We start from the raw sequence: 23,170 nt of genomic DNA on the forward strand, positions 1-23,170 counted from the left end.
TGTTGATTGGACGAAGTCGAAATTAACAAAAAAGATTGTAACGAAAAGCCCGCCCGAAGGAAACGCCCATATAAAAGAAAATATATAATCGAAATTCGAGATTCGAACTTCGCTAAACGATAAAATAAAGAATGAAAGTTACCGAACATATAGAACGCGCAAACGGAAAACCATTATTTTCTGTAGAGATTTTACCGCCTTTGAAAGGACAAGATGTCAATGCGACGTTCAAAACTTTAGACCCGTTAGTTGAGTTAAATCCAGCTTTTATCGATGTAACTTATCATCGTCAAGAGTATATTTACAAACAGAAAGAAAATGGGTTATTGAAACGTTATCAGGTACGAAAACGTCCTGGTACAGTTGCAATTTGTGCTGCAATACAGAATCATTATAAGATAGACGCAATTCCGCATTTGATTTGTGGTGGATTTACAAAAGAAGATACAGAAGATGCGTTAATCGATTTGAATTTCTTGGGAATTGACAATCTTTTGGTTTTACGTGGAGATCCTATAAAATCGGAAAAATCTTTTGTTCCTGAAGTTGGTGGACATGCAAATGCTTCGGAATTGATTGAGCAAATTACTGCTTTGAATACAGGAAATTATCTAGACGACGAACTACAAGAATCGCATGCAATGGATTTTTGTATTGGTGTAGCGGGTTATCCTGAGAAGCATTTCGAATCACCAAATCTTGCAATGGATTTGTATTATTTGAAAAAGAAAGTGGAATTGGGAGCTGATTATATCGTGACGCAAATGTTTTTTGATAATCAGAAATATTTTGATTTCGTTAAAAAATGTCGCGAAATGGATATTAATATTCCGATTATTCCGGGTATAAAACCTTTGACAACTTTCAATCAACTAACGTCGATTCCACAAAATTTCTATTTGGACTTACCAGAAGCTTTGGCAATGGAAGTTTTGAAGTCGAAAGATAAGGAACGAATCAAGGAAATCGGAATTGAATGGTGTATTCAACAATGTAAAGAGTTGATCGATTTTGGTGTTCCTGGATTACATTTTTATACAATGAGTAATTCTATAAATACAAAAAGAATCGCTGAGGCAGTTTATTAAAATAACAATAGTTGGTTGTTTATCTTTTCACAAATAAACAACCAAAATTATTAATTAAATTAATACGTAAAAATTAATCCATAGAAAAATTGTTTTTCCCCCTTATAGTCTTATAACTCATCATTACAGCGATAAGCGAAATAATTGTAACCGAGAAACTGATGTTCAAGATAAAATCCGCATGATCTACATTTAACATTTTTAAAAAGACAGAAACAAGAAGTAAAATACTACTTACAAGGAAGAACTTAATTGTGTTCTTAAAAATCAATTTATTCATATTGTGTTAAATTTTGGTTAAATAAAAATAAATAAAAAATTATATAATCCAATTTTTTTTTGACTTATTCAATATTAAATTTTAAATAACAAACGTTAGTAAAACTTTATTTATCTGCACATTACATTAACTGAATTAAATCTAAATTCCTTATTTTTGATCATATAAAACTATAAATGGATCTTTTTAACGATTTATTTGACGGACAACAAAATCTACTTCCAAAAGATGGAACTGTAAATTATTTTGGACAAATTATGACCGATGAAAAAGCGCATCATTATTATTCTATATTATTAAATGAAATTGAATGGAAAAACGATCAAGCAATAATATTTGGAAAATTGATAGAAACTAAACGAAAAATTGCTTGGTATGGAGATTTTCCATTTGCTTATACCTATTCCAAAATCATGAAAACAGCTTTGCCTTGGACTGATACTTTACTTGAATTAAAAAAATTAGCTGAGGAAAAAACTGGCGAAACTTATAATTCTTGTTTGGTAAATTTATATCACGATGGTTCCGAAGGGATGGCTTGGCATAGTGATGGTGAAAAACAATTGAAACGTCATGGCGCAATTGCCTCGCTAAGTTTCGGCGCTGAACGTAAATTTGGTTTTAAACATAAAGAAACTAAAGAAGTAATTGCTTTAAATCTTGCAAGTGGTAGTTTATTAGTTATGAAAAATGAAACACAAGATTATTGGCTGCATCGCTTACCTCCTACTAAAAAAGTAAATTCGCCACGAATTAATCTAACATTCAGAACAATAGATTTGGAGCAATAATTATTTTTGCTTGGAGATTTCAGCTTTATAAAAAGTCAAACTTTGTTGATTAAATTTATTCAGAAATGCATCATTAAAATCATTCAAAGAAATAACATCCAAATCAATTTTAGTTTTTAGCGTTGGTAAAGCAATCACTTTATTTGATGATTTATCCAAACTATTCCATTTCGCAATAAACTCTTTTGTAGCTGTAATAAAAGTTGATTCGCCATTTTCTTTCGAATAATCATCCGAAACTATTGAACGTTTTATGGCAGATAATTCAATCTTTTTTGTCTGACGATTGTATCGAAAATAAGATGTAAACAAAACATCTCCTATTTTATTGATAATCTTGAAACCTTTCTTTGTTTCCTCAATCTTCGTATTACGATCCAATTCATTAAAAGCTAAACTACTCTGCTTTTTATATTCAGTATCAGAAAGTAAAAACTCTATTTTATTCGTTTCAAAATTAATTGAAACCTTGTCAAACTTTCCATCGCCATCCAAATCTTTCACAATCGATTGTTTGGCAAAAGTTAGTAAACTCATGCTCAAAAATAACGATATGAAAAATGTTAATCTCATCAGAAAGTATAATCTCTTAAATTTTATTTAAAGATACCACAAAAAAAGCTCCAAAAAGGAGCTTTAACTATTTAATAACAGGATTTATATCCAAAATATTTTCTTTTCGATATTTTTCGATAAAATCATCTGTAAAATTTTCGCTTCCTAACAATTTATTTTCTTGTAAAACCTTTTTAATATCAAGCTTTTTATAAGCTTGTAACATCGGTTCAGAAATCGCTTTATACGTAAAATGCCACGGTTCATATTTGAATCCTTTTCTCGCTGAATTATCCGTGTACACCAAATAAAAACCATATTTAGATGCATTTTCATCTAACCAAAGTTTAAATTTATGCATTGATCCTCCTTCGTTAAAATGTTTCTCATTCAACGGATCTGCTGGTATTCCGCGCGTTCCGTCTATAATATCCAAATCAGTTCCCCAATGGTGACGAGAAGTTCCTGGAATGGTAGAATATTCAATAATCTTTTCGATGTTTTCTTTCGCTGCAATTTTCTTCGCTTGATTTGCTTTATACTTGCGCTCCCAAATTCCGTTTTGATACGTATAATTTCTATAGCTCGAAATCACTTGTATTTTAAAACCTGCTTTTTGTGCATCAGCTTTCATTAATTCAAATTGTTTTGCAACTTCTGGCAACAATTTATACCCATTTCCAACCATCGTAGGGTTGCCTTTACCAATCAATTCAGCCGTTGTAAAAGTAGGTAAAATAGTATCTGTTTCTTCTGGAGTTTGATCGCTGTTACCGAAAGCACAACCAGCATTTAGCATAAAAGCAAGTAAAATTAAATAAGAAAATTTCATAATATTAAATTGAGACATTATGGTAAGTATTAGATTTTGGTTTATTTTTATCAAAATTAAAGAATAAAAGTGGAGATTGTTATAATAATCGTATTGATTTTATTGAACGGAATTTTTTCCATGTCAGAAATGGCACTTGTTTCGTCAAGAAAATTCAAATTAGAAAATCAAATGAAGAAAGGAAGTTCTGGTGCTAAAACGGCTTTAGAACTTGCTGAGAATCCGAACAAATTTTTATCAACCGTACAAATCGGAATTACCCTTATTGGTATCTTATTAGGGGTTTTCTCGGGTGATAAACTAACTGCAAATTTAACAGAATTTTTAACATCTATTTCTTTCATTGCACCTTACGCCAAAACACTTTCTCCAATTATTATGGTAGTAATCATCACTTATTTTTCGATTGTATTTGGCGAATTATTACCAAAACGTTTGGGAATGAAATTTCCTGAAATGGTTTCTACTATTGTTTCGAAACCGATGAAATGGTTATCTATCATCACTTCTCCATTCGTTTGGTTGTTAACAGTTACCAATAATTTTTTCTTAAAATTGTTTGGTATTAAAGACGATAGCAGCGAAGTTGTTTCGGAAGAAGAAATTAAAAATATCATCAAAGAAAGTACAGAAGGTGGTGAAATTCAGGAAAAAGAACACGAAATCTTAGAACGTGTTTTCGAGCTTGGAGATCGTCGTGTGAACACGTTAGCAACGCATCGTTCGGAAATTGCTTCATTAGATATTTCAGATGATTATGAGAAAGCACGTGCAAAAGTTAAGAAAAATAAATATTCAGCCTACCCTGTTACGAAGAACAATAATCTGGACGAAATCGTTGGTATCTTGAAACTAAAAGATATGTTTGGTGTAAGTAAGGAAGATTTTAGCCTGAAAAAATTTATACACAAACCTATTTTTGTCAATGAAAATTCGTTTAGTTATCCTTTGTTGGAAATGTTACAGAATTCACAAGCACATTTTGCCATTATTTTAGACGAATATGGTACGACGGCTGGAATTGTAACAATAAACGATATTTTGGACGAATTGGTTGGTGATACACCAGAGAACCAAGACGAAGATTACGAAATCGTAGAACGTGAAGATGGTACATGGTTGATCGATGGGCAATTTTCGATCTATGAATTCGAGAAGTTTTTTGAGATTGATATCGACGAAGACATCGAAAATAGATATGTTACCGTTGCTGGAATTTTCTTAGATAAATACGAAACCATTCCAAATGTTGGTGATAAGGTAGAAGTAGAAGATTTGACACTAGAAATTGTAGACAAAGACGGTAATCGTATTGATAAAATATTGGCATATCGTAAGAAATAAAAAACTCAACCAAATGGTTGAGTTTTTTATTAACTCACTAATTTATTTTTTGAGCAGTAATATAATTTTCTCCATTAGCACTAATCCCTAGACCAGTAAATAGATTTATAGCGATGCTGTCTGGGTAGTGGTATTTGAATTATTCTAATTAGAATATTTTCTAGAACCTTGTCAAAATGTTGTAATTTGTTGTTTCTCTTGTCCCTTCACCTATTATATTAATTCAATAACTGAAAAGGCTGTTTTATAATAAATTATAAAACAGCCTTTTATTAAATTACTAAATATTAAATCTTCCTAATGTCCTCCTTCAGATTTAACTTCACCAAGATTTATTCCTTGTTTTTTAAGAATTTTAGGCGTTGCAATTGCATAAAATACAAGATACACAAAACATAAAATACAAACAATATAACTAGAATGAACAGTTGATAAATCTGCAATATACCCTTGGAATATACTTACTAATCCTCCTCCCATAATCATCATAATTAAGAAGTTACTTCCTTGCGAAGTGTTTTTTCCTAAACCATTAATTGCTAATGCAAAAATACAAGGCCATAATGTACTACAGAACAAACCAACACTTGTAATAGAATAAATAGAGACTAAACCAGTTGTATTCATTCCGATTAATAATGCTACAATTCCAATAATTGAGAAAGTTAATAACATTTTAGCAGGGTTTCCATTTGTCCATAAAGAAGCTAAAATCATTATTAAAATAATTACACTATATAGATAAAATGGTTTCAAATCATGCCCTGCAATGTAATTAACTAATAAGAAAATCCCAAAAGCTAAATAAGGTGCTATAAATTTAAGAGCCAATGTTTTTGTCTTATCTAAACCAAATGCTTCTGCTGCACCACCCCAACGACCAATCATCATACTTGCCCAATATAACGAAACATATGGTGTTACTCCTTGTATATCGAACCCTAATTCATTGTGCATATATGCTGGTAAATTACTTACAGTAGAAACTTCTACACCTACATATAAGAAGATCGCAAGCATTCCTAATAATAATTGAGGATATTTTAAGGCTGATGATTTATCATTTTTTGAAGTTGCAATCGCACTATCCTCTTCTTGTTCTGGATGATTTGGTAAAGACGAAAATTTCAAGAAAATAGCAACAGCTAAAAAAGCAACACCCAAACACAAATATGGAATTTTAACTGCTTCTATACTCAAAGTTGTTTCTCCTTCTCCTCCTGCACCAAAAATTGCATAAGCAACAATTAAAGGTCCAATTGTAGTTCCTAAGTTATTAATACCTCCAGCTAATGTTAAACGTTGAGATCCAGTACTTGCATCTCCTAAAGCAATTGCAAGCGGATTAGCAACAGTTTGTTGCAACGAAAAACCTAGACCTACAGTAAACAAACCTGTTAACATTAAAGGAAATGATCCTGTATTGGCTGCTGGAATAAAAAAAAGCGTTCCAATAGCTGATAAAAGAAGTCCAAAAGATAATGAATTCTTATACCCAAATTTATTGATTAAATCTTGTTTAGCTAATAATGAAACGCCCATATAAATTAAAGCTCCAACCGTATAAGCTATATAATAAGCTACTGCGACTAATTGACTTTCGGCTTGGGATAAATCAAATGATTTTTTAAAAACTGGAATTAAAATTTCATTACTTGCCGCTACGAATCCCCAAAAGAAGAATACTGTAACCAGTGGGATAAATTGACCCCAATTAGTTTTTTGTGATTGACTCATGTGTTTTGATATAATTTTTTTTTAAATATTGGTTGATGATTGCCTAAACAACCAGCTTATAAATATAGGTTATTTATAGTTTAATTTACAAATAGGTGAATGCTTAAATATTATACAGCACAAAGAAAAAAACTATATATTCAATAAATAAATATTATTTTTTTACAGATCAAATAATAATTAATAGATTATTTTTAACAAAAACATGTTAAATGTATTTAAAATTTAATTTCTCACTTTTTTATAAATCAAAAAAAAACTGTCCGATTAAGACAGTTTTCATTGTGTATTTATTCTTTATTTCACAGGAGTTTCTCTCGCAGCTTCGTATATAATCGAATCTCTTTGCTCTTGCGTCAAGTCATATTTGTAATCAAATATTGCAGATTCCCAATCTCCATATCCAACATTCGGCAATACAATAAATCGTTTTCCAAATTCAGATTTTAAAGTTTCTACAGCTGCCGCTCTTTCTTTTTCAGATTTATGATTATCAAATAAAGAAGAAAAATCTGTTAAACTATCTCCTAACAATAAAACAATGTCATAATCTTTCGAAATATTTTGACGACGTGCTTCTTTGCTACTTTCTTTACTTCTCAAAATCAAATTCTGAGCACTTTGAATTGGATAATTGTATTTTTCTAAATTTGCCAAAGTTCCAGGACGCTCTACTTCGTATCGATTTGTAACGTAAAAAATCTGAACACCTTTACTCGCTGCATACTGAAAAAACTCTTGAGAACCAGCCAAAGGAGTTGCAATTCCTTTCGACGTCCAATTTGCCCAAGTTTCTTGCGACCACGTTTTTCCTTGACGCGCCATTTCTACTGCATAGTACGAATTATCCAAAAAAGTTTCGTCAATATCCGTTACAATCGCTAAAGGTTTTGCGCCTTTTGTCGCAATTGCTTCATCCAATCTCATTTTAGCAACATTATAAGCTTGCTGGCTTAAGGCTTGATATTCAGCAGCACGTTGTTGAAAAAATGCAGCATAAATTTTACCATCAACTTGCAAACTTTTTTGCTGAACTGGTTGTTGTTCAGTAACTATTTTTGGTGTTTGACAAGCTGTTAATCCAAAAAGCATCAAGCTTCCAAGCATCAATTGTATATGTTTCATATCTCTAAATTCTGAAATGCAAAATTAAGCCTTACAATTCAAATCAAAAAATCAGATTACTGAATGTATTTAATCGATTCGAAAGTTGTTTGATGAAAATAGTTTTTGAACTGATGATGTTCTCCATTAATTTCTATATCAATTTCCAGATAATCGTTTTGATTAAAATGAATTAAATCTGTTTCGAAAAAATAAATATTTCGGATAACGTGAGAATCAGGTAAAATGGTATTTTTCAATAAAATATCATTTGTCCCCATTGCCAATTCTCCATAAAATGTAACATCAGCTTTGATTTTTTTTTGAGAAAAATTTGAATAAAAATCAGCTTCAACGATATTTATACGAACTGTTTTTTCGGTATTATTTTGAATAGAAATTAAGAATTCTAATGTATTTTTTTTCTTTGTTACCGAATCTATTTTTACTTGAAATTCTGAAATTTGTTGATTAGAATCATCAATCAAATCATCATTTTTTTCAATTTTTAAAAACGATATTTTTGGTTCTTCTTCTTTCGGAAGTGGTTTTTCAATTGGAACTGTTTTTAATTTTTTGTAAATAACAAACAGCACTAACAATACAAGTAAAATGAATAAATATTTCATTTTACAAATTTAGAAATTAAATCGTTTTTCTGATTTCGAAAAAATGATTTGTTTCGTTTTAGACAATTTTTTTTCTGAAACGAAAAGCACAAAAAGCTAAAACAAATACACTTCCTGCTACAGCAAAACTAATAGGATTTGAAGATTTAGAGCTATTTTCAGTAAAATTTGTTTGTATTAATTGACTATTTAAACCAGAAGATTGAGCAAATGAAATAGTTGTACTTGCAATGAATAGTAATAAAAATTTGAAGAGAGTTTTCATAATAATGAATTAAATAAAAAGTTTGGTTTTGATATTAAGAATCGATAAAACAAATACAATGCCTAATTTTCTTAAAATTAAATAATTTGCAATTTAGTAATGCCACTCAAATTAAATAATCAATTTTTTGGAGCATAACAATTAGGAGATAAAATATAAACTATTTATCAAAACCCTATAAACAAAATAACTCAATTCATTTTCAGAATTGAGTTATTTATTAATGATGTAAAAACTTTAATCTAGTTCTATTTTCACGAAATGATTATCCAATAAATGATCAATTAAATCTTGCGATTTATAATCAATCGGATCTTTTATTTGTTCTTTTGCTTTTGTATGTTCTTCAATTCGATGCAAAGCTTTATAAAAGCGTCGAACTTCGTTCAGATTCTTCAAAATTAATTTTGGAGCTTCTGCTTTTTCACCATTTTCTTCTTTGCATATCATCGTAAAATAAGACGAATTACAATGTTTAATTTCACTTGTTTGGATATTTTGACTTTCTACTCGAATTCCTACGACGATTGACGTTCTTCCGACATAGTTTACCGATGCTTTTAGCGTTAATAATTCTCCTACTTCTACTGGCGTTAAGAAATCTACTCTATCCACAGACGCCGTAACACAGTATTTTCCAGAATATTTGGAAGCACATGCGAATGCAATTTGATCGAGTAGAGAAAGAATGAATCCACCGTGTATTTTTCCACTAAAATTGGAATGTGATGGAAGCATTAATTGCGAAAAAGTTACCAATGAACTTTTTACCGTTTTGTAAATCATTTTATCTATTGTTGTGTGTGTGTTCAATTTGTAGTAATTAAGTTTAGACTGTAAAATTCATCTGCAATTTCGCGATTATTAGACAAACGAGGAACTTTATTTTGTCCACCTAATTTCCCTATCGATTTCATATAATGCTGAAAACCTTCTGTTTTAACCTCAGAAACGACAAGCGGACGCAAGATATTTCCCGTAATTAAATCATCGTAATACGTATTTTGGCGACGCATTTGTGTATCTAATTCTTGATTAAAAATAGTTATATCTTGTGGTTTTTGATCAAATTCTATTAACCATTCGTGATAAGGCAAACCTTCTGCTGGATTGACTTGAGGCGCAACTGTAAACTCATTTACACTCGCTGGATATTTTTCTAAAGTTTTTTGCAACGCCTGTTCCACTTCGTGACCAATTACATGCTCACCAAAAGCAGATGTATAATGTTTAATTCGACCAGAAACAACAATTCTATAAGGTTTTATCGAGGTAAAACGAGCTGTGTCACCAATATTATATCCCCACAAACCTGCGTTTGTATTGAGAATTAGAACATAATCTTTTCCTACTTCAACATCTTTCAATGAAATTCGGGTTGGATTTTCATCAAAAAACTCTTCAACTGGAACAAATTCATAAAAAATTCCATTATTCAATAAAAGCAATAAATCATCATTTTTTTGAGAATCTTGATACGCAATAAACCCTTCTGAAGCAGGATAAGTCTGAATACAATCTATTTTTCGACCAATTAGTTGATTCACTTTATCACGATAAGGTTCATAATTTACACCTCCTGTTACCATTAATTGTAAATTCTTAAAAATCGACTGAACGTTTTCTTTTCCAGAAACTTTAATCAATCGTTCAAAATACATAATCAACCAAGGCGGAATCCCAGAAATCAGCGTCATATCAGCTTTCACCGTTTCATCCACTACTCTATCCACTTTCGTTTCCCAATCTTCAATCACATTTGTTTCATAAGACGGCAAACGATTTTTTTGCAAATAATTTGGAACAAAATGCGCACTAATTCCAGAAAGTCGACCAACTTTCAAACCATTTTTATCTTCGAGAATTGGACTTCCTTGCAAGAAAATCATTTTTCCGTCAACAAAATTAGAGTTCTTTGTTTCATTAATATAAAACAATAAAGCATTTCGAGCAGAATTTATATGCGAAGGAACGGATTCTTTTGTAAGCGGAATATATTTTGCACCAGAAGTAGTTCCAGAAGTTTTAGCTAAATAAAGAGGTTTTCCAGGCCATAGAATATTAGGTTTCCCTTCAATTACCTCATCAAAATAATGTTTCAACCCTTCGTAATCGTTGATTGGAACTTGCGATTTGAAATCTTCATAATTTTTGATTGATTCAAAATGATGATCAACTCCAAACTTTGTATTTTTTGCAGCAACAATCAATTCATTTAGAATTTTGTCTTGTGTTTCCAGCGGATTATTTATCCACTTTTGTTCTTTATTGACAATGTATTTTGCAAAAATTTTCGCTAAAAAAGCTTTCATGCTGTTCCTTTAAAACATTATTATTGGTCGAATTTAAACGAATATTCTAAATAATTTAACAACAATTGCAATGATTTTTCTTAGTCAAATCACTAATTACATTAAAGCTAAAACGTTAGCTATCATTTTATAATCATCCCGTAAAAAGTCGCTTCTCTATTATTTCTATTCCACATAAAATTATCTTATTTTTTCGAGGGATACAAGATTTTTTCTAATCGAACGTTTTATTGTAGATTTGTTTTTATTCGCTATCATGAAAAAGATTGTACTGAGTATCTTCGCCGCAAGTTTTTTAATCGGCTGTTCTACGCAAAAAAATAGTTTCAAAAACCGACAATATCACAAGATGACATCGTGGTTTAATGGAGTATTCAATGCTGAGGATGAGTTAGAAAAAAAGAACACAGAACTACAAACAAATTATGTAGAAAATTACTCGAAAATTTTACCTATTGGAATAGAATATTTTTCTGTTTCGGACTCTGCTAATTTAGGTGAATTTAATACGCCCAATTTTGGTATTGGAAGTGGAAATCGAAATAATCAAGATAAAGTAGAAAAACCTGTTGGATTTGCTGCTGTAGAGGCAAAAGCTTCGAAAGCAATCGAAAAACATTCGATGTTAATTAAAGGAAAAGAAAATAATCCTTTGATGGGTCGCGCTTATTTATTGATTGGAAAATCATTATTTTATCAAAAAAAATACTTTGAAGCGCTTGATGCTTTAAACTATGTTGTCAAAAATTTCAAAGATTCTAAATACGCTCAAGAAGCGCATGTTTACAAAACTGTTTCCGAAATAAAAGGAGGAAATTACTTTGATGGAGCTGAAACTTTGCAAAAACTTTACGAAAACGATCCGTATAAAAGTAAAGAATTAAAAACAATGATTGCGCGTACCTATGCTCAATTTTTAATTGATCAAAAAAAGTACGAAGAAGCACTTGATCCATTGCAAAAAGCCGAATATTTTTCTACAAATAAAGATGAACGAGTTCGAATATTTTATACGTTAGGACAAGTTTTTTCTAAATTAGGAAAACAACAAGAGGCTGGTGAAGCTTTCACGCAAGTTTATAAAATGAAGCCTGGATTTGATATGGAAATCAAATCGCAGTTGGCGATTGCAGCTAATTTTGATCCAAAAATTAATAATTACGGAAATTACAAGCAAAACTTGTTGGACATCTCGAATAAAGGAATTTATGCATCGAAGAAAAACGAGTTATATTACGGAATTTCTGAAATGGCTTTTCGAGCTGACAAAATGGATGATGCTGTAGAATATGCAAAATTGAGTTTGAAGGAACCAATGTCTGATCCTTATATTCGTGGGCGCGCTTTCGAAAATTATGGTGATATAAAGTTCAAGCAAAACGATTATGTTTACGCATCGGCTTATTATGATTCGGCACAAACAAGTTATAATTTGCCAGAAGATCAAACGCGTATTCAGAAACGAAATGATGTTTTGAAAAAATTGATGGAAAAACATTATTTAGTTCAGAAAAATGATTCAATTCTAAAACTTGCAGCACTTCCAAAAGAAGATCAATCAAAATTCTTCACAGATTATATTGAAAAATTAAAGAAAAAAGAAGAAAAGCAAGCTATAGAAGAGCAAAAAGAAATGGAAACTTTTCAGTTAGAGAATAAAACAGCAAGTTTTACGACGAGTTTTAATAATGCTGATAAAGGAAAATTCTATTTCTATAATCAAAATTTAAAATCGACTGGACAGCAAGAATTCCAACGTATTTGGGGAGGAATTTCCTTAAAAGATAATTGGAGAAATTCGAATGCGATAAGTACTGCAATTGAGGATAAACAGAATGAATTGACAGGGCAAATTGCTGCTGGCGATCCAAGACGTTTTGAACTTGATTATTATTTAGATCAAATTCCAACTTCTCAAAAAGCATTGAATGAGTTGAAAGTTGTGAGAGATACAACGCAATTGTCTTTAGGTACTGGATATTTTGATATTTTCAATAACTCAGAATTAGCTGGAAAAGAGTTGAAAGCCTTGGTTGCTTCGCCTCCAAAATCGGAAGATGTGTTATTAAAAGCGACTTATCAATTGTATCGTATTTATAAAAATCGTGATCAAAAATTAGAAGATGAATACAAAAATATCATTCTAACAAAATATCCAAATACGATTTATGCAGGTTATATTCTTAATCCAGAAGTTGAATACATCACTGCTGAAACAAAAGAAGCTTTAGAAGCCTACAAAGTTGCATACACGTTGTATCAAGATAAAAAATATGATGACGTAAAGAAAAAAGTACAAGAAGCAATTGTAAAATTTCCTACTGAAATTATCATTGCTAAATTTGCTTTATTAAATGCTTATGTAATCAAACAAACGGGAAAAGATAGCGATTTTGAACAAGCTTTAGAAATTGTAATTACTGCTTATGACGGAACTGAAGAAGCTAAGCAAGCAAAACGTTTGTTGGATAAATTGCGTAATACTAAGAAAAAAACTACTGAAAATCAAAAAATTGAAGAAAACCAGCCACAAATTAATACTGTAGATAGATCACCTACACAAATCATCGAAAAAGAAATAAATCAACCGAAAAATAACAATGATGATAAAAATGTTATTAAAAAAACTGTAAAAGAATCAAATACAGTTGGTCTTGAAGGAGGGGATACGAATTATTAAAATATAAATTAAATTAACACCATGAAAACAATTCATTACATCTTATTCTCTCTTTCCGTTTTGGTTGGAGGAAATGTAATCGCTCAACAAACAAAAACTTATGACATTCCTTTGGTTGGAAATGCTTTTGAAGTCGGTCATAAAGAAGGATCATCATCTACAGTTACAAAAGTGGATGCTTTAATTTCTCCACAAACTAAAAATGTAACAAAAACGTATTTCAAAGTTTTAGGAACTGGAAATGTTAATATTCAATTAAAGGGTGAAGCTAAAAATGACGCTCAATTAAATGTTGGTTTCAATAAAAAAACAAAAAAATACAATTGGAAATCTACTGATAAAACTATTTCTGTAGGTACATTCGCTATTTCAAAACCGGGTTATGTTTCTGTTGATTTAAGCGGATTGAAAGGCGAAATTGCTATTACAGATTTTATAGTTAGTGGAACTGCTGTAGACAACGGAATTATTTATAGCAACGATCCGCAGTACTATTATTGGGCGAGACGTGGACCTTCTTGCCATTTAGCCTATGAAATTCCTTCTGATAAAAATGTTTCATATTACTACAATGAAATCGTTGTACCAAAAGACGCTGATATAATTGGTTCTTATTATATGGCAAACGGTTTTGGAGAAGGATATTTCGGAATTCAAGCTAATTCAGAAACGGAAAGACGTATTTTGTTTTCAGTTTGGAGTCCTTTCGTAACTGATGACCCAAAAAGTATTCCTGATGATGAAAAAATCGTTTTGTTAAAGAAAGGAGACAATGTGAAAACAGGAGAATTCGGTAACGAAGGTTCTGGTGGACAAAGTTATATGAAATACAATTGGAAAGCCGATACAACGTATAAATTCTTATTGAAAGGTGTTCCAAATGGTGATAATTCGACAACTTATACAGCTTGGTTTTTTATGCCAGAAACGAATAATTGGCAAATCATCGCAAGCTTTAAACGCCCTAAAACAAATACATACCTAAAAAGATTTCACTCTTTCCTAGAAAATTTTATGCCAACACAAGGTTACTTAACTAGAAAAGTAAACTTCAACAATCAATGGGTTTATGATGGAGAATGGAAAAAAGTAAATGGAGCAAAATTAACTGTTGATGCAACTTATAAAGCAAATCAACGTATTGATGCAACTGGAGGAACAACATCTACTGGATATTTCTTGAAGATGGGAGGCTTTTTTAATGAAATTGAACAACCTGGAACAGCTTTCAAGTTTGATAACAAACAAACTGCACCACAAATTGATTTTTCGAAATTACAATAATCAATATTGTATAAACTAAATAAAAAATCGGTTGGAATTATCCAACCGATTTTTTATTTACCCCAACTTCATATCACCATCTTTTATCCAGTTTTTCTTTTTCATGAAAATGTAAATTAAATATGAAATAATTGCTGGAGCAATGATTTGCAAAATTAATATTGAAGTTAAAATATATGAAGTATCATATTTAGATTTCATGGCATTGAAAGTTCCTATTTGTCCAACCAAACCACAAGAACCCATCCCCGATTCTAGAGCTGTATTTTCCATATTGAAATAAATAATTCCAATTGGACCTATAATCACTGAAGCTAAAGTTGGTGGAATCCAAATTTTCCAATTTTTATAAATGTTCGGAACCTGTAACATACTTGTCCCTAATCCTTGTGCTAAAACACCTTTCAAACCATTATCCTTAAAACTGATTGTAGCAAATCCAATCATTTGTGCACAACAACCTATTGTTGCAGCTCCAGCTGCTGAACCGTCTAATTCTAACATTAGACACAAAGCAGCTGATGAAATTGGTAAAGTCAAAACCATACCGACAATTACAGCAATTACAACTCCCATTATCAAAGGATTAGAATCGGTTGATAATATAATTATTTCACCAATCCATTTCATCATTTGTTGAACAGAAGGACCAATGATTTGTGCTAAGATTACTCCAACCAAAACAGTAATAATCGGTGTAATTACAATATCTATACGTGTTTCGCCTGCTACCATTTTTCCCACTTCAACCGCTACAATTGTCGCTATAAAAACACCTAAAGGTCCACCTAATTGATATGCTGCAATTCCTATAACTGCTGACGAAAATAACACCAATTGAGGTGCTCGTAAACTATAAGCAATAGCCAATGCTATCGCAGGTCCTGTCGCTTGATTCGCAACTGGCCAAACAATATCAGTTAAAAAAGAAATATCTAACTCTTCACCAATAGTTTTCAAAATTGTACCAACCAATAAAGTCGCAAATAAACCATAAGCCATTGCGCCCATTGCATCGATAAAATATCGTTTTGCAGAAATTTGTATATCTTTTTTGAGTAGGAAATTTTTCATGTTTGAAATTAAAAAAATCTATTATTTGTATAAAAAACTAATCTATTTCATTCTCTTTTTTACACCAATCAAGCATATATTCATATAAATCAGTCATATTAATTGATGGATTTTCTTTGTACTTTGCAAGCATTACTTGATTAAAATCTGTAAATTTCGCAAAACCTCTCATATTACTCATCATTCCATTCAATTCTGGCAAATATTTATCCAAATCTGTTTTGCTATAATTATCATGAACATATAATATATAAACAGCAAAAGTCATGTATTCGTTAAAAACCTTGTAAGGTGATTCATACATATCAGTTATTGTAGGTTTCGCCCACTTTTTACGATTTGACAATGCTTCATTGATTTGTTTCACATATTTATCAGAAACAGGATTTACATAATTATGATCGATTTCAGTAAATACAACACGTGATTCTAACAATTCATTTTGCGTAGGAGTCAATTTTGAATCAAAATCTGCACGAGCAATGAACATAATAGTTTGTGTAAATCCGTTATCCTCAAAACGCGATGTAGAATGCGCTCCATAAATTAACGGCGAAAAATATACTGCGTATGAACCATAACCAAATCCGAACTTTTTATCCAACCAATTTTGCATTTTCTGAATTGGATTTAATTGATTATACCTTTGCAAAAGTTCTGTATAATACGGTTGGTTGTTCTTATAGAATACTCTAAAATTACTCACTTTTGCAAAATCTTGGAACACTTTTGCATCTTTCATCGGATCAAACGTATACCAGCCTTTTGCCATTTGACCTATGTTTCCATTATTTTTAATCTCTCCGTTTTTATCAAAATTATATGCACAAGCATTCATTTTCAAGGCATAATAATAGCGATAACTTGTATTAGAAAACATATTTCCTTTGTAATCCTCAATATACTGTAAATCTGTAATATATTTTTTAATCGTATCTATCGCAGGATGATTCAAATAAGGCTTAAAGTACTCTTTTACTTGTTTATAATATTCTGTTTTGGTGTCAAACATATTAATTTCTTTCTCAGCATCGGGATGCAAAGCCATTAAAATATTGACCAATTCACTCACTTCCGGAATCGCAACTTCAGTTTTTCCTTTATATTTATTGATATAATCTTTTGTAAAATTTACGTTAGGTGCAATTCCAATAATACGTTGATAAGCGGTATCTTTCTTATTCTGAATGATTAAAAAATCAATCGTTTCACCTTTTTTTAAATCAAAAGAAAGATTATTCTTTCCATCAGAATAAATCACTTCACTCTTTTCATTTGAAACTTCTGCCATAAAAACATCTGGCTTAATTTTAGAATTAATAGCCCAAGATTTGCTTGATATTTTACCATTTACTTTTATTTCAAGCATTTTTTCATTGGTATGTAAAACTTTTTGTGCAAAACTTGGCATTGCTAACAAGGTGAATAAAGCTACAATTACATTTTTTTTCATATTAGTTTATAAGTATTTTTAAAAGAAAACAACCCCATCAAAAGATGAGGCTGTTAAAGTATTATTAATAAAAAAATTACATATTTCTACGGTACTGTCCGCCTACTTCGAATAAGGCAGAAGTGATTTGTCCTAATGAACAAACTTTGGTTGCTTCCATCAACACTTCAAAAATATTTTGATTGTTAATAGCCGCTTGTTGTGCAGTTTCTAATGCACTTTCAGCTTGTTGTTCATTAATTTTATTCAAGTTTTCTTTAGTTTTAATTTGAAATTGTTTTTCCTCTTCTGTTGCACGAATAACCTCCGCAGGAACCACTGTTGGCGAACCTTTTGAACTTAAGAACGTATTTACACCAATAATTGGGAACGTTCCGTTGTGTTTCAATGTTTCGTAATACAATGATTCTTCCTGAATTTTAGAACGTTGATACATCGTTTCCATCGCTCCTAAAACGCCACCACGTTCTGTAATACGATCAAATTCTTGTAAAACTGCTTCTTCTACTAAATCCGTTAATTCTTCAATTATAAATGAACCTTGAATTGGATTTTCGTTCTTCGCTAAACCTAATTCTTTATTGATAATCAACTGAATAGCCATTGCACGGCGAACCGATTCTTCTGTTGGCGTTGTAATTGCTTCATCGTACGCATTGGTATGTAACGAGTTACAGTTGTCGTAAATCGCATATAAAGCTTGCAACGTCGTACGAATATCGTTGAAATCAATTTCTTGCGCGTGTAACGATCGACCCGAAGTTTGAATATGGTATTTCAACATTTGTGCACGTTCGTTAGCTCCGTATTTATTTTTCAAGGCTTTTGCCCAAATTTTACGCGCCACACGACCAATTACTGAATATTCTGGATCGATACCATTGGAGAAGAAAAACGATAAGTTTGGCCCAAACGCATTGATATCCATTCCGCGAGATAAATAATACTCAACATACGTAAATCCGTTAGCTAACGTAAACGCTAACTGCGTAATAGGATTCGCTCCTGCTTCAGCAATATGGTAACCCGAAATAGAAACCGAATAAAAATTACGTACATTTTGATTGATGAAATATTCTTGCACATCGCCCATTAAACGCAACGCAAATTCTGTTGAGAAAATACACGTATTTTGTGCTTGGTCTTCTTTTAAAATATCTGCCTGAACAGTTCCACGAACCTGAGCTAACGTATTTTTCTTAATTTCAGCATAAACTTCTGCAGGTAAAACCTGATCACCAGTTACACCCAAAAGCATTAACCCCAAACCATCATTTCCTTCTGGTAAATCGCCATTATAACGAGGTCTTTCCAAACCTTTGTCTTCGTAAATAGCTTTGATTTTTGCTTCAATTTCAGTTTCTAAACCATTTTCTTTGATGTATTTTTCACAATTTTGATCAATTGCGGCATTCATAAAGAAACCTAACAACATAGGCGCAGGACCGTTAATCGTCATAGAAACCGAAGTAGCTGGATGTGATAAATCGAAACCAGAATATAATTTCTTCGCATCATCTAAACAACAAATCGAAACTCCAGCATTACCAATTTTTCCGTAAATATCAGGACGATGACCTGGATCATTTCCATACAAAGTTACCGAATCAAACGCTGTAGACAAACGCTTTGCTGGCATTCCTTTCGATACATAATGGAAACGACGATTGGTACGCTCTGGTCCACCTTCACCCGCAAACATACGCGTTGGATCCTCACCTTCACGTTTAAATGGATATAATCCCGAAGTAAAAGGAAACTCACCCGGTACGTTTTCTTGTAAAACCCAACGTAAAATATCGCCCCAAGCTTCGTACTTTGGCAATGCAATTTTAGGGATTTGTAAATGCGATAAAGACTCAGAATGTGTCTGAATTTTAATTTCTTTATCACGCACTTTAAATGTATAAACTGGATTTTTATATTTGTTTACCTTTTCGTCCCAAGTCGTGATTACTTCCCAGTTGAAAGGATCTAAATTCATTTTTAATTTATCAAATTCAGCTAAAAGAATTTTAACTAAATCTGCATTTTCAGTTCCAGAAATATCAATTCCGTGTTGAGAAATTGTTGGCTTTTTTCCAGAAAGTGTTTCAATTGTTTTAAAGAAACCATATAGTTTTTGAGCTACATCTCTCTGTGCATTTGCACGAACATCATATCCACGATTATTTTCAGCAATCTCTGATAAATAACGCGTTCTTGATGGTGGAATAACAAAGATTTTCTCTGACATTTCTTTTGTAATTTGAAAAGAAGATTTCAAATCTGCATTTGTTTTTTCAACCACTTTATCAATGATTGATTGGTATAATTGATTGGTTCCTGGATCGTTAAATTGTGAAGCAATTGTTCCAAAAACAGGCATTTCATCAGGATTTATATCCCAAAGATTATGATTACGTTGGTATTGTTTTTTTACATCGCGTAAGGCATCTAACGCACCACGTTTATCGAATTTATTAATCGCCACAATGTCAGCAAAATCTAACATATCAATCTTCTCTAATTGCGTTGCAGCACCAAATTCTGGCGTCATGATATACAATGAAGCATCAGAATGATCTAAAATTTCGGTATCTGACTGACCAATTCCAGAAGTTTCTAAAATAATCAAATCATATTTCGCAGCTTTCAACACCTGAATCGCTTCCTCCACATATTTCGATAACGCTAAATTTGATTGACGAGTAGCCAGCGAACGCATATAAACACGAGGATTGTTGATAGAATTCATTCGAATACGATCTCCTAACAAAGCACCACCCGTTTTCTTTTTTGATGGATCGACAGAAACCAAAGCAATTGATTTTTCTGGAAAATCAATCAAAAAACGACGCACTAATTCATCTACCATAGACGATTTTCCTGCTCCTCCTGTTCCCGTAATTCCTAAAACCGGTGCAGATTTATCAGCTACTTTATCGAAATCAAATGCCTTCAAAAAATCTTCTTCACGATTTTCTGCCAACGAAATTAGTCGCGCAATCGTCGTGATATCTTTATCTTCTAATGATTGATAAACATCTTTTCCTTCTGGCAATTCTAATGGCCCTGTCGGAAAATCTGCTTTCTCCACCATATCATTAATCATTCCTTGCAAACCTAATTCGCGACCATCATCAGGAGAGTATAAACGTGTAATTCCGTAATCCATCAACTCTTTAATTTCTGACGGTAAAATTACTCCACCTCCACCTCCAACGATGCGGATATGACCCGCTCCTTTTTCTTGAAGCAAATCGTACATATATTTGAAATATTCGTTGTGACCTCCTTGATAAGATGTCATTGCAATTGCATTTGCATCTTCTTGTATCGCAGTATTTACAACATCTTCAACCGATTTATCGTGACCTAAATGGATTACCTCGCAACCCGTTGCTTGAATAATGCGACGCATAATATTAATCGACGCATCATGCCCATCAAACAAAGCAGCAGCAGTTACAATACGTACTTTGTTTTTAGGAGTGTATACTTCTTGTATTGGATGTACAAACTTTTCTTTCTTTTCTTCTTGAGTAATTTGTGACATTTATTTGTGATTTTGATTTTTTATGACTCTTGCTAAGATAACATAAATTTCAATGTTTTTCGTGCAGATAAAATTATCATATTCAATAAAATATTAATGTTTTATTAATAAATCACTATAATTTATATTGATTTATTTACAATATATTATTAACTTTAAAGAGAACTATTTTAGAATTCTACTTATGAATACTTATTCTCTAAAAGATCTATCAGATCTGTCAAGACTAGATGAACAAATGATTGTTTTATGGGATAAAAAGTTCAAATTGTTTAACGAGGATAAGATTGATAAAAATTCATTATTTAACCACGATCACTTAAAAAAAGTTATTATTATTTCTTTTTTAATTGAATCAAACAAAAAATATACAGTAGAAAATTTAAGTGTAAAATCACTTTCAGAAATACAACTTTTATCCGAATTTGAAATTCAAAATTATATCCAGAAAAACAAAAGTTATGAACCAATTATTGTGTTATTAATCTGTTCTTGTTTTTCATATGATACACGTTTCTTTGACACTATTCTTACACTTTGTTTCAATAAAATTGGAATCGAAAAATGTTGTATAGATATTGTTTTTCCTTTTTTAAGCAAAATGTCTATCATTATGGAAAAGTATACTATTCAAGAATCGGTTATTTCGTTTTCTAAAAACCTAATTAGAAAACATCTTTTTTATTTGATTAAATCAATTCCATATTCAGATCAAAATTCTCGTAAATGGCTTTTATTTTTACCTGAAAAAGAAAATGAAGATTTAGAATTAATTTATACTCATCTTCTTTTAAAAATTAATAACGAAAAAGGAATTTATTTAGGGGAAAATCAGAGTTTAAATTCTATTTTAGAATGTATTGAAAATACTCAAATAACACATATTTTTATTTATATCTCTAAAAATTATGATTCCACTTCTCTTGAAATTTATCTCGAATCAATCACGAAAAATCTTCCAAATGTTACCATTTTTGTAGCTACTTATACTATTCTAAAAGAAAAAATAACCGAAAAAGTTCCGTATATAAACGTAAACACCCCAACAGCTTTTAATTCTTATTTACAAAAAATTATGGCGATGTAAATTATTTACTTTTGATTTCCCAATTTATAGGTTGTAGATTCTTACTTTTCAAAAAATTATTAGTTTTCGAAAAAGGTTTACTTCCCCAAAAACCTCTGTAAGCTCCTAATGGAGAAGGATGAGCAGATTCTATAACAACATGCTTATTTCGGTCAATTTTTGCTCCTTTTTTTTGAGCATAAGCTCCCCAAAGTATAAAAACTAAATTTTCTTTTTGATCAGAAAGCTTCTGTATTACAGCATCTGTAAATATTTCCCAACCTTTTTTCTGGTGCGAACCTGCCTTAGAAGCTTCAACCGTCAATGTTGCATTTAATAATAATACACCTTGTTTAGCCCATGTTTCCAAATTTCCAGAAGTAGAAATTCTTATTCCTAAATCATCATTCAACTCTTTATAAATATTTTGCAAACTTGGAGGTAATTTAATTCCATCGACAACCGAAAAAGACAAACCATTTGCTTGTCCAATCCCATGATAAGGATCTTGACCAATCAAAACCACTTTAACATCATCAAAAGGCGTATAATCTAATGCAGAAAATATTTTGGATGCGGGAGGATATATTGTTTTTGTTTCATACTCATTTCGTACAAAATCTGTCAATATTTTAAAGTAATCTTTTTCAAATTCATTCTTTAAAACTTCTTTCCAAGAAGCATCTAATTTCACATCCATTTTCATATATTTATACAGAAACAAAATTAACCAATTTTAACCTCTATGAAAAAGTTTCTTTACCTAATTCCCTTTTTTATACTAAATTCTTGTATAGATTTTGCTGATGATGATCCTTATGATTTAGGCCGGAAAATTGAAAATAATATAAAAGTTTTGAATACAGATATGATATATAATGCAGACCGAACATACAACATAAGCACTGAAGTGAAGAATAAAAACAAGGATTTTTCAGTAAAAGTTAAATTAACTTTTGAATTTAAAAATCCAAATCCGACAATCAATTCCGAAACTTTAACTATTGATTTAAAACCAAATGAAACTAAAAAATCAGTTTTCAGAAGTAGCAAAGCAAATACTAACACAGATCAAATGACATATATTAATAAGGTCAAAATTAATGTCATTCACTTTGATCGGTCATAAAAAATCACG

The 23,170-nt window shown here is 31.2% G+C and carries 19 protein-coding genes; 7 read left to right on the forward strand and 12 right to left on the reverse strand.

The window, feature by feature from the left end:
- Nucleotides 1-131: 131 nt before the first annotated feature.
- Entirely contained in the window at nucleotides 132-1,088 is a 957-nt protein-coding gene (gene metF / locus B2X73_RS12220) for a methylenetetrahydrofolate reductase [NAD(P)H] (protein WP_125350316.1), read from the forward strand.
- 456 nt (nucleotides 1,089-1,544) lie between these two features.
- Nucleotides 1,545-2,159, forward strand: coding sequence for an alpha-ketoglutarate-dependent dioxygenase AlkB family protein (locus tag B2X73_RS12225; RefSeq protein ID WP_219035071.1), 615 nt, complete (start codon nucleotides 1,545-1,547; stop codon nucleotides 2,157-2,159).
- On the opposite strand, the gene B2X73_RS12230 is transcribed toward B2X73_RS12225, so the two are convergent.
- Nucleotides 2,160-2,696 (reverse strand): hypothetical protein, encoded by a 537-nt coding sequence (locus B2X73_RS12230; protein ID WP_219035070.1) that lies wholly within the window; start codon nucleotides 2,694-2,696, stop codon nucleotides 2,160-2,162.
- Between the two features lie 103 nt (nucleotides 2,697-2,799).
- The gene (locus B2X73_RS12235; protein ID WP_280037621.1) at nucleotides 2,800-3,546 is read right to left on the reverse strand and encodes a M15 family metallopeptidase; all 747 of its coding nucleotides are present in this window, start codon (nucleotides 3,544-3,546) and stop codon (nucleotides 2,800-2,802) included.
- 69 nt (nucleotides 3,547-3,615) lie between these two features.
- On the opposite strand from B2X73_RS12235, the gene B2X73_RS12240 reads away from it, so the two are divergent.
- Entirely contained in the window at nucleotides 3,616-4,890 is a 1,275-nt protein-coding gene (locus B2X73_RS12240) for a hemolysin family protein (protein WP_125350320.1), read from the forward strand.
- 297 nt (nucleotides 4,891-5,187) lie between these two features.
- Here B2X73_RS12240 and B2X73_RS12245 read toward each other — a convergent pair whose 3' ends face one another.
- The 6 genes from B2X73_RS12245 to B2X73_RS12270 all read right to left on the reverse strand — a co-directional run bounded on the left by B2X73_RS12245 (nucleotide 5,188) and on the right by B2X73_RS12270 (nucleotide 10,937).
- Nucleotides 5,188-6,627, reverse strand: coding sequence for an MFS transporter (locus B2X73_RS12245; protein ID WP_125350321.1), 1,440 nt, complete (start codon nucleotides 6,625-6,627; stop codon nucleotides 5,188-5,190).
- Nucleotides 6,628-6,924: 297 nt separating this feature from the next.
- Entirely contained in the window at nucleotides 6,925-7,752 is an 828-nt protein-coding gene (locus tag B2X73_RS12250) for a 5'-nucleotidase, lipoprotein e(P4) family (protein ID WP_125350322.1), read from the reverse strand.
- Between the two features lie 56 nt (nucleotides 7,753-7,808).
- Nucleotides 7,809-8,360, reverse strand: coding sequence for a hypothetical protein (locus tag B2X73_RS12255; protein WP_219035068.1), 552 nt, complete (start codon nucleotides 8,358-8,360; stop codon nucleotides 7,809-7,811).
- A 58-nt stretch (nucleotides 8,361-8,418) separates the two neighbouring features.
- Entirely contained in the window at nucleotides 8,419-8,625 is a 207-nt protein-coding gene (locus tag B2X73_RS12260) for a hypothetical protein (protein WP_125350324.1), read from the reverse strand.
- A gap of 237 nt (nucleotides 8,626-8,862) precedes the next feature.
- Nucleotides 8,863-9,438: an acyl-CoA thioesterase gene (locus B2X73_RS12265; protein ID WP_376741545.1), complete on the reverse strand. Its 576-nt coding sequence runs from the start codon at nucleotides 9,436-9,438 to the stop codon at nucleotides 8,863-8,865.
- Nucleotides 9,435-10,937 carry a GH3 family domain-containing protein gene (locus B2X73_RS12270; protein WP_291096543.1) on the reverse strand — a complete coding sequence of 501 codons (1,503 nt, stop codon included), beginning with the start codon at nucleotides 10,935-10,937 and terminating at the stop codon, nucleotides 9,435-9,437. Before B2X73_RS12270 ends, B2X73_RS12265 begins: the two co-directional genes overlap by 4 nt.
- Nucleotides 10,938-11,286: 349 nt before the next feature.
- Between B2X73_RS12270 and B2X73_RS12275 the strand changes: the two genes are divergently transcribed.
- Both B2X73_RS12275 and B2X73_RS12280 read left to right on the forward strand, forming a co-directional pair.
- Nucleotides 11,287-13,617, forward strand: coding sequence for a tetratricopeptide repeat protein (locus B2X73_RS12275; RefSeq protein WP_291071834.1), 2,331 nt, complete (start codon nucleotides 11,287-11,289; stop codon nucleotides 13,615-13,617).
- Nucleotides 13,618-13,638: 21 nt separating this feature from the next.
- Nucleotides 13,639-14,901, forward strand: a complete 1,263-nt coding sequence (locus B2X73_RS12280; RefSeq protein WP_286495172.1) for a DUF3472 domain-containing protein — start codon at nucleotides 13,639-13,641, stop codon at nucleotides 14,899-14,901.
- A gap of 57 nt (nucleotides 14,902-14,958) precedes the next feature.
- Here B2X73_RS12280 and B2X73_RS12285 read toward each other — a convergent pair whose 3' ends face one another.
- From B2X73_RS12285 to B2X73_RS12295, 3 genes are all read right to left on the reverse strand, one after another.
- A complete protein-coding gene (locus B2X73_RS12285) occupies nucleotides 14,959-15,975 on the reverse strand; it encodes a PTS transporter subunit IIC (protein ID WP_286495173.1) in 1,017 nt (338 codons plus the stop codon).
- 37 nt (nucleotides 15,976-16,012) lie between these two features.
- Nucleotides 16,013-17,428: a DUF4932 domain-containing protein gene (locus B2X73_RS12290; RefSeq protein WP_291049241.1), complete on the reverse strand. Its 1,416-nt coding sequence runs from the start codon at nucleotides 17,426-17,428 to the stop codon at nucleotides 16,013-16,015.
- 76 nt (nucleotides 17,429-17,504) lie between these two features.
- Entirely contained in the window at nucleotides 17,505-20,966 is a 3,462-nt protein-coding gene (locus B2X73_RS12295) for a methylmalonyl-CoA mutase family protein (protein ID WP_291049238.1), read from the reverse strand.
- 184 nt (nucleotides 20,967-21,150) lie between these two features.
- Here B2X73_RS12295 and B2X73_RS12300 point away from each other — a divergent pair, with 184 nt between their 5' ends.
- On the forward strand, nucleotides 21,151-22,053 hold the full coding sequence (locus tag B2X73_RS12300; RefSeq protein WP_291096545.1) for a hypothetical protein: 903 nt from the start codon (nucleotides 21,151-21,153) through the stop codon (nucleotides 22,051-22,053).
- Nucleotide 22,054: 1 nt separating this feature from the next.
- Here B2X73_RS12300 and B2X73_RS12305 read toward each other — a convergent pair whose 3' ends face one another.
- A complete protein-coding gene (locus B2X73_RS12305) occupies nucleotides 22,055-22,732 on the reverse strand; it encodes a uracil-DNA glycosylase (protein WP_219034364.1) in 678 nt (225 codons plus the stop codon).
- A 45-nt stretch (nucleotides 22,733-22,777) separates the two neighbouring features.
- Here B2X73_RS12305 and B2X73_RS12310 point away from each other — a divergent pair, with 45 nt between their 5' ends.
- Nucleotides 22,778-23,161: a DUF5004 domain-containing protein gene (locus B2X73_RS12310; RefSeq protein WP_115000084.1), complete on the forward strand. Its 384-nt coding sequence runs from the start codon at nucleotides 22,778-22,780 to the stop codon at nucleotides 23,159-23,161.
- Nucleotides 23,162-23,170: the final 9 nt, after the last annotated feature.

This window comes from Empedobacter sp. UBA7252 (assembly GCF_002472765.1).
In the GTDB taxonomy this organism is placed as follows: Bacteria; Bacteroidota; Bacteroidia; order Flavobacteriales; family Weeksellaceae; genus Empedobacter; species Empedobacter falsenii_B.